Annotated in this window: 11 protein-coding genes, 4 tRNA genes and 2 rRNA genes; 15 read left to right on the forward strand and 2 right to left on the reverse strand. The window is 47.4% G+C overall.

What is annotated here, in order from left to right; translation table 11 throughout:
* Positions 1 to 215: 215 nt before the first annotated feature.
* The 4 genes from LOZ86_RS01900 (at position 216) to birA (ending at position 5,514) form a co-directional block, all read left to right on the forward strand.
* Positions 216 to 3,122: ribosomal RNA gene (locus LOZ86_RS01900) — 23S ribosomal RNA — on the forward strand.
* Positions 3,123 to 3,246: 124 nt separating this feature from the next.
* Positions 3,247 to 3,362, forward strand: a 5S ribosomal RNA gene (gene rrf, locus LOZ86_RS01905).
* Between the two features lie 158 nt (positions 3,363 to 3,520).
* The gene (gene murB, locus LOZ86_RS01910) at positions 3,521 to 4,558 is read left to right on the forward strand and encodes a UDP-N-acetylmuramate dehydrogenase (RefSeq protein WP_039488106.1); all 1,038 of its coding nucleotides are present in this window, start codon (positions 3,521 to 3,523) and stop codon (positions 4,556 to 4,558) included.
* Complete coding sequence (birA, locus tag LOZ86_RS01915; protein ID WP_039488109.1) at positions 4,555 to 5,514, forward strand: bifunctional biotin--[acetyl-CoA-carboxylase] ligase/biotin operon repressor BirA; 960 nt, start codon at positions 4,555 to 4,557, stop codon at positions 5,512 to 5,514. Before murB ends, birA begins: the two co-directional genes overlap by 4 nt.
* Before the next feature lie 30 nt (positions 5,515 to 5,544).
* On the opposite strand, the gene coaA is transcribed toward birA, so the two are convergent.
* Positions 5,545 to 6,495: a type I pantothenate kinase gene (gene coaA, locus LOZ86_RS01920; RefSeq protein ID WP_039488110.1), complete on the reverse strand. Its 951-nt coding sequence runs from the start codon at positions 6,493 to 6,495 to the stop codon at positions 5,545 to 5,547.
* A gap of 211 nt (positions 6,496 to 6,706) precedes the next feature.
* Complete coding sequence (locus LOZ86_RS01925) at positions 6,707 to 7,255, reverse strand: GNAT family N-acetyltransferase (protein WP_230242797.1); 549 nt, start codon at positions 7,253 to 7,255, stop codon at positions 6,707 to 6,709.
* 330 nt (positions 7,256 to 7,585) lie between these two features.
* Between LOZ86_RS01925 and LOZ86_RS01930 the strand changes: the two genes are divergently transcribed.
* The 11 genes from LOZ86_RS01930 (at position 7,586) to rplL (ending at position 13,055) form a co-directional block, all read left to right on the forward strand.
* A tRNA-Thr gene (locus tag LOZ86_RS01930) sits at positions 7,586 to 7,661 on the forward strand.
* Positions 7,662 to 7,676: 15 nt separating this feature from the next.
* Positions 7,677 to 7,761 (forward strand) — tRNA-Tyr (locus LOZ86_RS01935).
* A gap of 131 nt (positions 7,762 to 7,892) precedes the next feature.
* A tRNA-Gly gene (locus tag LOZ86_RS01940) sits at positions 7,893 to 7,967 on the forward strand.
* Positions 7,968 to 7,973: 6 nt separating this feature from the next.
* Positions 7,974 to 8,049: transfer RNA gene (locus LOZ86_RS01945), tRNA-Thr, on the forward strand.
* Between the two features lie 107 nt (positions 8,050 to 8,156).
* A complete protein-coding gene (gene tuf / locus LOZ86_RS01950; protein ID WP_039512662.1) occupies positions 8,157 to 9,341 on the forward strand; it encodes an elongation factor Tu in 1,185 nt (394 codons plus the stop codon).
* 236 nt (positions 9,342 to 9,577) lie between these two features.
* Positions 9,578 to 9,961, forward strand: a complete 384-nt coding sequence (gene secE, locus LOZ86_RS01955) for a preprotein translocase subunit SecE (protein WP_039514147.1) — start codon at positions 9,578 to 9,580, stop codon at positions 9,959 to 9,961.
* Positions 9,962 to 9,964: 3 nt separating this feature from the next.
* Positions 9,965 to 10,510, forward strand: coding sequence for a transcription termination/antitermination protein NusG (nusG, locus tag LOZ86_RS01960; protein ID WP_039487717.1), 546 nt, complete (start codon positions 9,965 to 9,967; stop codon positions 10,508 to 10,510).
* Between the two features lie 161 nt (positions 10,511 to 10,671).
* Positions 10,672 to 11,100: a 50S ribosomal protein L11 gene (gene rplK, locus LOZ86_RS01965; protein WP_039487715.1), complete on the forward strand. Its 429-nt coding sequence runs from the start codon at positions 10,672 to 10,674 to the stop codon at positions 11,098 to 11,100.
* A 3-nt stretch (positions 11,101 to 11,103) separates the two neighbouring features.
* Positions 11,104 to 11,808 (forward strand): 50S ribosomal protein L1, encoded by a 705-nt coding sequence (gene rplA, locus LOZ86_RS01970; protein ID WP_039487713.1) that lies wholly within the window; start codon positions 11,104 to 11,106, stop codon positions 11,806 to 11,808.
* Between the two features lie 317 nt (positions 11,809 to 12,125).
* Positions 12,126 to 12,623 (forward strand): 50S ribosomal protein L10, encoded by a 498-nt coding sequence (gene rplJ / locus LOZ86_RS01975; protein WP_005970333.1) that lies wholly within the window; start codon positions 12,126 to 12,128, stop codon positions 12,621 to 12,623.
* A 66-nt stretch (positions 12,624 to 12,689) separates the two neighbouring features.
* Positions 12,690 to 13,055, forward strand: a complete 366-nt coding sequence (rplL, locus tag LOZ86_RS01980; RefSeq protein WP_039487711.1) for a 50S ribosomal protein L7/L12 — start codon at positions 12,690 to 12,692, stop codon at positions 13,053 to 13,055.
* The last annotated feature ends 237 nt before the right edge of the window (positions 13,056 to 13,292 follow it).

The raw sequence follows: 13,292 nt of genomic DNA on the forward strand, positions 1-13,292 counted from the left end.
AGACATTATCACGAATATCTTAAAGATGATTCTTCGGAGTCATGTTTACGATATTGCTCTTTAACAATCTGGAACAAGCTGAAAATTGAAACATGACAGCTGAACATGCATTGATGCCTACGGGTATGAATGGCGTGTCAGTGTGTCAATGAGTCTCTCAAATAATCGCAGCACGACAGTGACTTTGATTAATCAAAGACACCTTCGGGTTGTGAGGTTAAGCGACTAAGCGTACACGGTGGATGCCTAGGCAGTCAGAGGCGATGAAGGGCGTGCTAATCTGCGATAGCGTCGGTAAGCTGATATGAAGCGTTATACCCGACGATACCCGAATGGGGAAACCCAGTGTGTTTCGACACACTATCATTACGTGAATACATAGCGTAATGAGGCGAACCGGGGGAACTGAAACATCTCAGTACCCCGAGGAAAAGAAATCAACCGAGATTCCCCTAGTAGCGGCGAGCGAACGGGGAGGAGCCCAGAACCTGAATCAGTTTGTGTGTTAGTGGAAGCGTCTGGAAAGTCGCACAGTAAAGGGTGATAGTCCCGTACACAAAAATGCACAGATTGTGAGTTCGATGAGTAGGGCGGGACACGTGACATCCTGTCTGAATATGGGGGATATCCTCCAAGGCTAAATACTCCTGACTGACCGATAGTGAACCAGTACCGTGAGGGAAAGGCGAAAAGAACCCCGGCGAGGGGAGTGAAATAGAACCTGAAACCGTGTACGTACAAGCAGTGGGAGCCTTGATTAATCAGGGTGACTGCGTACCTTTTGTATAATGGGTCAGCGACTTATATTCTGTAGCAAGGTTAACCGTATAGGGGAGCCGTAGGGAAACCGAGTCTTAACTGGGCGTTAAGTTGCAGGGTATAGACCCGAAACCCGGTGATCTAGCCATGGGCAGGTTGAAGGTTGGGTAACACTAACTGGAGGAATGAACCGACTAATGTTGAAAAATTAGCGGATGACTTGTGGCTGGGGGTGAAAGGCCAATCAAACCGGGAGATAGCTGGTTCTCCCCGAAAGCTATTTAGGTAGCGCCTCGTGAATTCATCTTCGGGGGTAGAGCACTGTTTCGGCTAGGGGGTCATCCCGACTTACCAACCCGATGCAAACTACGAATACCGAAGAATGTTATCACGGGAGACACACGGCGGGTGCTAACGTTCGTCGTGAAGAGGGAAACAACCCAGACCGCCAGCTAAGGTCCCAAAGTCATGGTTAAGTGGGAAACGATGTGGGAAGGCACAGACAGCTAGGATGTTGGCTTAGAAGCAGCCATCATTTAAAGAAAGCGTAATAGCTCACTGGTCGAGTCGGCCTGCGCGGAAGATGTAACGGGGCTAAACCATGCACCGAAGCTGCGGCAGCGACACTTAGGTGTTGTTGGGTAGGGGAGCGTTCTGTAAGCCGTCGAAGGTGGCCTGTGAGGGCTGCTGGAGGTATCAGAAGTGCGAATGCTGACATAAGTAACGATAATGCGGGTGAAAAACCCGCACGCCGGAAGACCAAGGGTTCCTGTCCAACGTTAATCGGGGCAGGGTGAGTCGACCCCTAAGGCGAGGCTGAAAAGCGTAGTCGATGGGAAACAGGTTAATATTCCTGTACTTGGTGTTACTGCGAAGGGGGGACGGAGAAAGCTAGGTTATCCGGGCGACGGTTGTCCCGGTTTAAGCGTGAAGGTGGATGACTTTGGTAAATCCGGGTCATCATTAACACTGAGGCGTGATGACGAGTCACTACGGTGATGAAGTAACCGATGCTACGCTTCCAGGAAAAGCCTCTAAGCTCCATAGTAACATTAAATCGTACCCCAAACCGACACAGGTGGTCAGGTAGAGAATACTCAGGCGCTTGAGAGAACTCGGGTGAAGGAACTAGGCAAAATGGTGCCGTAACTTCGGGAGAAGGCACGCTGATGGTAAGTGAAGTGACTTGCTCACGGAGCTGAAATCAGTCGAAGATACCAGCTGGCTGCAACTGTTTAATAAAAACACAGCACTGTGCAAACACGAAAGTGGACGTATACGGTGTGACGCCTGCCCGGTGCCGGAAGGTTAATTGATGGGGTCAGCCGCAAGGCGAAGCTCTTGATCGAAGCCCCGGTAAACGGCGGCCGTAACTATAACGGTCATTATAAGGTAGCGAAATTCCTTGTCGGGTAAGTTCCGACCTGCACGAATGGCGTAATGATGGCTAAGGCTGTCTCCACCCGAGACTCAGTGAAATTGAACTCGCTGTGAAGATGCAGTGTACCCGCGGCAAGACGGAAAGACCCCGTGAACCTTTACTATAGCTTGACACTGAACCTTGAGCCTTGATGTGTAGGATAGGTGGGAGGCTTTGAAGCGTGGACGCCAGTCTGCGTGGAGCCAACCTTGAAATACCACCCTTTAATGTTTGATGTTCTAACGTATACCGTAATCCGGGTTGCGGACAGTGTCTGGTGGGTAGTTTGACTGGGGCGGTCTCCTCCCAAAGCGTAACGGAGGAGCACGAAGGTTAGCTAATCCTCGGACATCAGGAGGTTAGTGCAAAGGCAGCTAGCTTGACTGCGAGAGTGACAGCTCGAGCAGGTGCGAAAGCAGGTCTTAGTGATCCGGTGGTTCTGAATGGAAGGTATCGCTCAACGGATAAAAGGTACTCCGGGGATAACAGGCTGATACCGCCCAAGAGTTCATATCGACGGCGGTGTTTGGCACCTCGATGTCGGCTCATCACATCCTGGGGCTGAAGTAGGTCCCAAGGGTATGGCTGTTCGCCATTTAAAGTGGTACGCGAGCTGGGTTTAGAACGTCGTGAGACAGACAGTTCGGTCCCCTATCTGCCGTGGGCGTTGGAAGATTGAGAGGGGTTGCTCCTAGTACGAGAGGACCGGAGTGAACGCACCACTGGTGTTCGGGTTGTGATGCCAATTGCATTGCCCGGTAGCTAAGTGCGGAAGAGATAACCGCTGAAAGCATCTAAGCGGGAAACTTGCCTCGAGATGAGTCTTCCTGGGCACTAGATGCCCCTGAAGAGTAGTTGAAGACGACGACGTAGATAGGCTGGGTGTGTAAGCGTAGCGATACGTTGAGCTAACCAGTACTAATGACCCGAGAGGCTTAACCTTACAACACCGAAGGTGTTTTGAGACGACTCAAAGAGATTTTGATAATCAGCTTGTTCAAAGATTGGTTCTGATGGTTGTGCACACTGAAAAGTGAGGTATAACGGTTGGAATGAAACAGAATTTGCCTGGCGGCGATAGCGCGGTGGTCCCACCTGACCCCATGCCGAACTCAGAAGTGAAACGCCGTAGCGCCGATGGTAGTGTGGGGTCTCCCCATGTGAGAGTAGGGAACTGCCAGGCATCAAACACGTGGAAAGCCTCTGTCGAAAGACAGGGGCTTTTTGCTATGGGGAATTTTTGGTGTATGTTGTTTATACCTTACCTGTGGTAAAAGACAGTCGGTATCTTGCGTAGATCAGGTAGACTATGTGATATCTGAATTAGTAGGTATTTCCAGCATGGTGTCGAGCATTATTTCATTGAAGTCTCATAACTCTTTCTCATTATCTGTGTCTGCGTCCCGCATTACGGTAGCGGATACTCAAGAGAAATTGATCGAAGAATGGCGTGTCGCCTGCGTATCACAAGAGCCCATTTTATTGCTAGGAGAAGGAAGTAATGTCCTTTTTCTGGAAGATTTTTTAGGTACTATTCTGCTAAATCGGCTCAAAGGTATAGATGTTCGAGAAGAGAGCGATGGCTGGTATCTTCATATTGGTGCAGGTGAGAATTGGCATCAATTAGTTGAATATACGCTTAAATACGGTATTACCGGGTTAGAAAATCTAGCGCTAATTCCTGGATGTGTAGGGTCTGCACCGATACAAAATATTGGTGCGTATGGTATTGAACTACAAAATGTCTGTGATTATGTGGAATTGCTGGATCTGGCTGAAGGTAAGGTCATGCGTCTTAGCACTGAGGAATGCCAGTTTGGTTACCGTGAAAGTATATTTAAGCATCAATACCGCTCTGGGTTTGCGATTACCGCTGTAGGGCTTTTTTTAAAGAAAGAGTGGCATCCAGTACTTAACTACGGCGATTTGGCAAAACTGAATCCTGAAACTGTGACGCCACAACTGGTATTTGATTCTGTCTGTCATATGCGTCGAAGTAAACTCCCAGATCCTGTAGTGACAGGTAATGCTGGTAGCTTCTTCAAAAATCCAATAATTACACAACAGCATGCCGAACGTATTTTACGAGAGTATCCGAATGCTCCTCAGTATTTACAAGCCGATGGTAACGTTAAATTGGCCGCTGGGTGGTTAATTGATCAGTGCAAGCTTAAAGGATTCCAGCTTGGTGGTGCTGCTGTTCACGAGAAACAGGCATTAGTTCTGATTAATAAGAATAATGCAAAAAGCTCGGATATTGTTGAATTAGCTCGTTACGTCCGCAATCAGGTTGCTGAAAAATTCTCCATACAGCTGGAGCCTGAAGTTCGCTTTATTGCTGCGTGTGGAGAGGTCAATGCCATCGAGGTATTATCATGAAAGATATTACAGTTCCTCTTAAATTAATTAAAATCCTCTCTGATGGTGAGTTTTATTCCGGTGAGCTACTTGGCGAAATGATGGGGATGAGCCGAGCTGCGATTAATAAACATATTCAAACTATACGTGATTGGGGAATTGATGTTTTTACTGTAACGGGTAAGGGCTATTCTTTGCCAGCACCTATGCAGTTATTAGATGAAGAAGTCATTCTTAAGCACCTACCGGAAGGTGGCGTGACGGTTTTACCTGTCGTTGATTCTACGAATCAGTACATTTTAGAACGATTGGATACGCTGTCATCCGGTGATGCATGCCTTGCTGAGTATCAGCAGTCGGGGCGTGGTCGTCGGGGGAGGCAATGGTTTTCACCCTTTGGTGCGAATTTGTATTTGTCCTTATATTGGCGTCTAGAGCAGGGGCCCGCTGCGGCTGTTGGCGTGAGCTTGGTTATCGGTATCGTAATGGCCGAAGTGCTACATAAGCTTGGTGCTGATGGTGTTCGAGTCAAGTGGCCGAATGATTTGTATCTGAAGGATAGAAAGTTGGCTGGCATTCTTGTCGAACTTACCGGAAAAACGGGAGATGCTGCTAATTTGGTAATTGGTGCAGGCATTAATTTACAAATGAGAGAACCTGCTCCAGATACGATTAATCAAGGCTGGATAAATTTACAACAGGCAGGTATAGAGATTAATCGTAATACTCTTGCTTCGACTCTTATTTCTGAATTAAGAAGCGCTTTGGTTATCTTTGAACTACAAGGTCTTGAACCATTCATTTCCAGATGGGAAAAATTGGATAACTATTTTAATCGCCCGGTCCGTTTGATTATCGGTAATCGCGAAATACATGGGATAGATCGAGGAATAGATCGCCAAGGTGCATTGTTATTAGAAAACGATGGTCTGATAACACCGTATATTGGTGGGGAGATTTCTCTGCGTGGTGCATAAAAAAGGGGGAGATATCCCCCTTTTGCATATTCATTTTCTTAATCTAACACATTCAACGGCATGGTTAGCGCTTTTAGTCATAATAAGACTAGCTCTCTCTCGAGTAGGGAGAATATTTTCTTTTAGATTAAGTCCGTTAATTTCCTTCCATAATTGAGATGCAACACCGACAGCTTCTTCTTCCGTCAATTTTGCATAATTATGGAAGTATGAATTTGGATTTGAGAATGCACCCTGCCTGAATTTCAAAAATCTATTTATATACCATGTCTGTAACAGTGTTTCAGGTGCATCCACATAAATAGAAAAATCCACAAAATCAGAAACGAAAACCCTATGTGGATCATGTGGATAATCCATTCCACTTTGTAAGACATTCAAGCCTTCTAATATTAAAATGTCAGGTTGCTCCAGCACTTTATTGTTATTAGGGACGATGTCATATGTCAGGTGGGAATAAGTTGGGGCGGTGACTTTATGTGTCCCTGATTTTATATCAGAAACAAATTTCACCAAGCTATGCATATCGTATGACTGCGGAAAGCCTTTTTTCTTCATCAAGTCGCGTTCTTTTAGCACCTTATTTGGATGAAGAAACCCATCGGTTGTAATAAGTTCTACACTGCGGTGTTCCGGCCAGCGACTTAATAACGCCTGGAGCACACGAGCTGTGGTACTTTTCCCTACAGCGACACTACCTGCAATACCGATTATGTAAGGTATCTTTTGGCCATCAGTTCCTAAGAACTGCTCAAGCACTGCCTGACGTCGTAAATTAGAGCTGATATAGAAATTGAGCAGGCGAGATAGCGGCAGATAAATTTCCGCGACTTCGTCTAATGAAAGATCTTCGTTAATCCCTTTGAGCTTAACGATTTCTTCCTCTGTCAGCGTTAACGGGACGGAATCGCGCAAGGCGGCCCATTGGCTGCGGTTAAATTGTAGATATGGCGTGGCCAAAGATTGCTCTCTATTGCTCATAAGTCGTGTTCTGCCTGCTTAACAGGTAAGAAAAGGGACTCTTAGCTCAGCGAAGAAAACGGGCTATTAGTTTAGCCAACGCAATGATCGCGGCACCTTCTCTTATGTAATAAATTTTTGATAATGGGCAGATTAACACTTTGCTGCTAGAAATAAGAAGAGAAAATCGGTGCTGTACCCGATGCTGTTATGTTTACGCATCGGGTGCTCGCTAACTAGCGATGGCTTTACCTAAACCATTCACGGCAAAGAGGCGCTTATAATAAATGGCCGTTGGGTGATAGTAGCCATCGGGTGTGCAAGCATAGTCTGGTAATTCTCCCAGATGGCGATAGCCCAATGCACGGTAGAACGCTTCTGCGGGGGAACCTGCTTGAGTATCTAAGTAGAGTAAGCCCCTCTGTTGTGAAAGCGCGCTCTGTTCCAATAGTTGAATGAGCAGTCGGCCTATTCCTGCTCTTCTTGTGCGACTGTGAACCAATAATTTTTGAATTTCAGCTCTGTTTTTCCCATTTGGCTTTTGACACAGCTCAAGCTGTACGCTTCCGACGACACCCTCCTCATCGCGCGCTACCCAGAACATGCGTTCACCGCTGGCGACGGATGTTTGCAAACTATGAAAATATTCCGTGGCTTCTTTGTGGGGCAGTGGCGAGTGGTATCCAACAGAAGCACCTTTTTCTACAGCATCTATCAGTAGGCTAGCCAGTTCCTCACGATAGACAGGTAAGGTTGCGGCATTGAGTTGAACGGTTTTCATCGTATTTTTCCTCTTCGACAGAAATTTATTTCTAACCAAGCAAAATGCATTCCAGGTTCATTCCCTTAGAAAAGCGAGCAAAATAGCATCGGTCAGTGCAGTGCGTGCTCTTCTAAAGAGCAAAACGGTATTTTAGGTGCAAGAGGCATAGGCGGAAATTTGATGGCGAACTTCTACTTTACTGGATGGAGTTGGTGGTTCTTTGCGCTAATTCTTACTGTTACTCTAGATTTATAGCCGGATTTGGATAAAATCTAAGCGATAGCGCATTTTACGCAATTTTTTTGTTGCATCAAGCGTTCTGTCTACCTAGAATGCGCAGCACTTGATGCCGGCTTAGCTCAGTAGGTAGAGCAACTGACTTGTAATCAGTAGGTCACCAGTTCGATTCCGGTAGCCGGCACCATCAAGTATACAATCAGGTGGGGTTCCCGAGCGGCCAAAGGGAGCAGACTGTAAATCTGCCGTCACAGACTTCGAAGGTTCGAATCCTTCCCCCACCACCAAATTCAATCTTGGCAACAGGATACTCGATACGGTAGCAAGAATAAGCCGGATCGACGAAGGCGGGGGTTTATAAAATCTTATTCCCCAACTTCAAAATCTACAGAAAAATTAGGTAGCCGAGTTCCAGGATGCGGGCATCGTATAATGGCTATTACCTCAGCCTTCCAAGCTGATGATGTGGGTTCGATTCCCACTGCCCGCTCCAAGATGTGCTGATATAGCTCAGTTGGTAGAGCGCACCCTTGGTAAGGGTGAGGTCGGCAGTTCGAATCTGCCTATCAGCACCACTTCCTTTTCCTCCTCCTGATTTTCTTTCTGTGAATAAATTCAGCAAGCTATTGCTTGGTTGATGTGGTGATACCACCGATTTATCCGTGTCTTAGAGGGACAATCGATGTCTAAAGAAAAATTTGAACGTACAAAACCGCACGTTAACGTCGGTACTATCGGCCACGTTGACCATGGTAAAACAACGCTGACTGCTGCAATCACTACCGTTCTGGCTAAAACCTACGGTGGTTCTGCTCGTGCATTCGATCAGATCGATAACGCACCAGAAGAAAAAGCACGTGGTATCACCATCAACACCTCTCACGTTGAATATGATACCCCTGCTCGCCACTACGCGCACGTTGACTGCCCAGGCCACGCCGACTATGTGAAAAACATGATCACCGGTGCTGCACAGATGGACGGCGCTATCCTGGTTGTTGCTGCGACTGATGGCCCAATGCCTCAGACCCGTGAGCACATCCTGCTGGGTCGTCAGGTTGGCGTTCCTTTCATCATCGTGTTCCTGAACAAATGTGACATGGTTGATGATGAAGAGCTGCTGGAACTGGTTGAGATGGAAGTGCGTGAGCTGCTGTCTCAGTACGATTTCCCAGGCGATGACACCCCAGTGGTTCGTGGCTCTGCTCTGAAAGCGCTGGAAGGCGAAGCTGAGTGGGAAGCTAAAATCATCGAACTAGCGGGCTACCTGGATTCTTATATTCCAGAACCAGAGCGTGCGATTGACAAGCCGTTCCTGCTGCCAATCGAAGACGTATTCTCCATCTCCGGTCGTGGTACCGTTGTTACCGGTCGTGTAGAGCGCGGTATCGTTAAAGTTGGTGAAGAAGTTGAAATCGTTGGTATCAAAGATACGGCGAAATCTACCTGTACTGGCGTAGAAATGTTCCGCAAACTGCTGGACGAAGGTCGTGCAGGCGAGAACGTTGGTGTTCTGCTGCGTGGTATCAAGCGTGAAGAAATCGAGCGTGGCCAGGTACTGGCTAAGCCGGGTTCAATCAAGCCGCATACTCAGTTCGAATCAGAAGTGTATATCCTGAGCAAAGATGAAGGCGGCCGTCATACTCCGTTCTTCAAAGGCTACCGTCCTCAGTTCTACTTCCGTACGACTGACGTAACGGGCACCATCGAACTGCCAGAAGGCGTAGAGATGGTGATGCCGGGCGACAACATCAAAATGGTTGTTACCCTGATCCACCCAATCGCGATGGATGACGGTTTGCGTTTCGCAATCCGTGAAGGCGGCCGTACAGTAGGCGCGGGCGTTGTTGCTAAAGTTATCGCTTAATCGCTGATAACGTTTGACGCGACACGCGATAAAAGGGCATCATTTGATGCCCTTTTCTACGCTGCCATGGTAGAACCTATCTCATCAGCGATTGTGAGATATAATCATTGGTGAGATAGGCTCTGTAGATACGGCGTAAATACCGAATTATTCGTTTTACAGAACATCTTTCGGTTTGGTTGCCCCGTGGTTACGGGGCAAAGTTATTTGTCTGAATCATTGTGACAGGTTGGTTTATGAGTGCGAATACCGAAGCTCAGAATAGTGGGCGTAGCCTGGAAGTGATTAAGTGGCTAGTAGTAGGTGCCTTGCTGGTCGTTGCGATTGTTGGCAATTATTATTACCGCGAATTTAGTCTTCCTCTGCGTGCGTTGGCCGTTGTTATCCTGATCGCCGCAGCCGGTGGTGTGGCCCTGCTGACCACAAAAGGCAAAGCAACCGTAACGTTTGCTCGCGAAGCGCGTACTGAAGTACGCAAGGTAATTTGGCCGACTCGTCAGGAAACGTTACACACCACGCTAATCGTTGCCGCGGTTACTGCCGTGATGTCACTGATTTTGTGGGGACTGGATGGTATTCTGGTTCGTCTGGTATCGTTTATCACTGGCCTGAGGTTCTAAAAGATGTCTGAAGCTCCAAAAAAACGTTGGTACGTCGTTCAGGCGTTTTCTGGTTTTGAAGGTCGCGTAGCTCAGTCTCTGCGCGAGTACATCAAACTCCATAATATGGAAGAGCTTTTTGGCGAAGTCATGGTTCCTACTGAAGAAGTAGTTGAGATCCGTGGTGGTCAACGTCGCAAGAGCGAACGCAAGTTTTTTCCTGGTTACGTTTTAGTACAGATGGTTATGGAAGATGCGAGTTGGCATCTTGTGCGCAGTGTACCTCGTGTTATGGGGTTCATTGGCGGCACATCTGACCGTCCAGCTCCAATCAGTGACAAAGAAGTGGATGCGATTATGAATCGTCTCCAGCAGGTTGGTGATAAGCCTCGTCCGAAAACGTTGTTTGAACCGGGTGAAATGGTTCGCGTCAACGATGGTCCATTTGCCGACTTTAACGGCGTTGTTGAAGAAGTCGACTACGAGAAGAGCCGCCTGAAGGTGTCTGTTTCTATATTTGGTCGTGCGACACCTGTTGAACTGGACTTTGCTCAGGTCGAAAAAGGCTAATTGCCTGACAAGACTTGCTGAAAATAGCGACTTGCCTATGGCGCGAAATTAACCTATAATTTCGCGCCTTTTGTTTTTCAGTGGCCTCAACGGCGTCTGAAACGTAATACAAACCACGGGAAGCCTTTTACTAGGCGCTATACCCAATCGAGGAAAGTTAAATGGCCAAGAAAGTACAAGCCTACGTCAAGCTGCAAGTTGCAGCTGGTATGGCTAACCCGAGCCCACCGGTAGGTCCGGCTCTGGGTCAGCAAGGTGTTAACATCATGGAATTCTGTAAGGCGTTCAATGCTAAAACTGAAAGCCTTGAGAAGGGTCTGCCGACCCCAGTTGTTATTACCGTTTATTCTGACCGTTCTTTCACCTTCGTTACCAAAACGCCTCCAGCAGCTGTTCTGCTGAAGAAAGCGGCTGGTATCAAGTCTGGTTCTGGCAAGCCGAACAAAGACAAAGTAGGTAAAGTAACGAGCGCTCAGGTTCGTGAAATCGCAGAAACTAAAGCTGCGGACATGACTGGTTCTGATGTAGACGCCATGGCGCGCTCTATCGCAGGTACTGCTCGTTCCATGGGCTTGGTAGTGGAGAATTAATAAATGGCTAAGCTGACCAAGCGCATGCGCGTGATCCGTGACAAAGTTGATGTAACTAAACAGTATGACATCAACGAAGCTGTTGCTCTGCTCAAAGAGCTGGCCACTGCTAAATTCGTAGAAAGTGTAGACGTAGCTGTTAACCTCGGCATCGATGCACGTAAATCTGACCAAAACGTTCGCGGCGCAACCGTTCTGCCTCATGGCACCGGTCGTTCTGTTCGCGTAGCAGTCTTCACCCAAGGCGCAAACGCTGAAGCGGCTAAAGCTGCTGGTGCTGAATTTGTGGGCATGGAAGATCTGGCTGACCTGATCAAGAAAGGTGAAATGGGCTTTGACGTTGTTATTGCATCTCCAGATGCAATGCGCGTTGTTGGCCAATTGGGCCAGGTTCTGGGTCCACGCGGCCTGATGCCAAACCCGAAAGTGGGTACTGTAACTCCTAACGTTGCTGAAGCAGTTAATAATGCTAAAGCTGGTCAGGTTCGTTATCGTAACGACAAGAACGGCATCATCCATACCACTATCGGTAAGGTTGATTTCGATTCTGACAAATTGAAAGAAAACCTGGAATCTTTGCTGGTTGCGCTGAAAAAAGCAAAACCATCTCAGGCGAAAGGCGTATTCATCAAGAAAGTTAGCTTGTCTACCACTATGGGCGCTGGCGTTGCCATCGACCAGAGCGGTCTGAACGCTGCTGCGAACTAATAGCTTTTGTTCCGCTTTACTCGGGTGTGGGATTTACCTATAATTTTACGCCCGTTGTTCTTCGAGTGGAATAACGCAAGAATTTTTCGGTTGGAGCCTGGCCTATCCAGGCCTCCGTCCAAGACCGCAGGTGTTTCGTAAGAAACTTAATTTTCCTGCGTAGACGGTGACAGAGCCTAAATAACGTTTTTCTTTTTTATAAAGAATAATTTTTTACTGGATTCTGCTCACCGTGTTTCAACGCTTATCTCTAATTTTGGCGATAAGTGAAGTGAGTTCCGGAGAGTTTCTCCGGCCATATCCAGGAGCAAAAGCTAATGGCATTAAATCTTCAAGACAAACAAGCGATTGTTGCTGAAGTCAGCGAAGTAGCCAAAGGTGCACTGTCTGCGGTTGTTGCTGATTCTCGTGGCGTTACCGTTGATAAAATGACCGAACTGCGTAAAGCAGGTCGTGAAGCTGGCGTTTACATGCGTGTTGTTCGTAACACCCTGCTGCGCCGCGTCGTTGAAGGCACTCAATTCGAATGCCTGAAAGACACGTTTGTTGGTCCGACCCTGATTGCATATTCTCTGGAACACCCGGGCGCTGCTGCTCGTCTGTTCAAAGAGTTCGCGAAAGCGAATGCAAAATTTGAGGTCAAAGCTGCAGCCTTTGAAGGCGAGCTGATCCCGGCGGCTCAAATTGACCGTCTGGCAACGCTGCCGACTTACGAAGAAGCACTGGCACGTCTGATGTCGACCATGAAAGAAGCCGCTGCCGGCAAACTGGTCCGCACTCTGGCTGCTGTTCGCGATGCAAAAGAAGCTGCGTAATAGCGCTTTTTTTTCTAACGTACTTGCTAACGTATAAACTATTTCTGATTCTTAGGAACAATTGTTATGTCTATCACTAAAGATCAAATTCTGGAAGCAGTAGCAGCTATGTCTGTAATGGATGTTGTTGAGCTGATTTCTGCTATGGAAGAAAAATTCGGTGTTTCTGCTGCTGCTGCTGTCGCTGTTGCCGCTGGCCCAGCTGAAGTTGCTGAAGAAAAAACTGAGTTCGATGTTGTGCTGAAAGCTATCGGCGCTAACAAAGTTGCTGTAATCAAAGCTGTTCGCGGCGCAACTGGTCTGGGCCTGAAAGAAGCCAAAGATCTGGTTGAGTCCGCACCAGCAGTGATGAAAGAAGGCGTGAGCAAAGATGACGCTGAAGCATTGAAAAAATCACTGGAAGAAGCTGGCGCAGAAGTTGAAGTTAAATAAGCCAACCTTTCAGGTTGCAGCCTGATTTATTAGGCTGATGGCTGGTGACTTTTTAGTCACCAGCCTTTTTGCGCTGTAGGGCATCAATGGGGTTTCACATTATTTAGCCATTGATTTCCCCCAATATTTTTTTCTATTGACGACTTAATATACTGCTTTCCTGCATGGGCTCCATGCCTAAGCAAGAGTAACGAAATGGTTTAAGAGTAATAGAAAGACGTATTACGGAAAGTTCTC

The sequence above is a fragment of the Pectobacterium parvum genome, assembly GCF_020971565.1.
In the GTDB taxonomy this organism is placed as follows: Bacteria; Pseudomonadota; Gammaproteobacteria; order Enterobacterales; family Enterobacteriaceae; genus Pectobacterium; species Pectobacterium polare.

Excerpts from the sequence above, each read along its gene's own strand:
- murB (WP_039488106.1), top strand. The coding sequence starts at position 3,521 with ATGGTGTCGAGCATTATTTCATTGAAGTCTCATAACTCTTTCTCATTA.
- birA (WP_039488109.1), top strand. The coding sequence starts at position 4,555 with ATGAAAGATATTACAGTTCCTCTTAAATTAATTAAAATCCTCTCTGAT.
- coaA (WP_039488110.1), bottom strand. The coding sequence starts at position 6,495 with ATGAGCAATAGAGAGCAATCTTTGGCCACGCCATATCTACAATTTAAC.
- LOZ86_RS01925 (WP_230242797.1), bottom strand. The coding sequence starts at position 7,255 with ATGAAAACCGTTCAACTCAATGCCGCAACCTTACCTGTCTATCGTGAG.
- tuf (WP_039512662.1), top strand. The coding sequence starts at position 8,157 with ATGTCTAAAGAAAAATTTGAACGTACAAAACCGCACGTTAACGTCGGT.
- secE (WP_039514147.1), top strand. The coding sequence starts at position 9,578 with ATGAGTGCGAATACCGAAGCTCAGAATAGTGGGCGTAGCCTGGAAGTG.
- nusG (WP_039487717.1), top strand. The coding sequence starts at position 9,965 with ATGTCTGAAGCTCCAAAAAAACGTTGGTACGTCGTTCAGGCGTTTTCT.
- rplK (WP_039487715.1), top strand. The coding sequence starts at position 10,672 with ATGGCCAAGAAAGTACAAGCCTACGTCAAGCTGCAAGTTGCAGCTGGT.
- rplA (WP_039487713.1), top strand. The coding sequence starts at position 11,104 with ATGGCTAAGCTGACCAAGCGCATGCGCGTGATCCGTGACAAAGTTGAT.
- rplJ (WP_005970333.1), top strand. The coding sequence starts at position 12,126 with ATGGCATTAAATCTTCAAGACAAACAAGCGATTGTTGCTGAAGTCAGC.
- rplL (WP_039487711.1), top strand. The coding sequence starts at position 12,690 with ATGTCTATCACTAAAGATCAAATTCTGGAAGCAGTAGCAGCTATGTCT.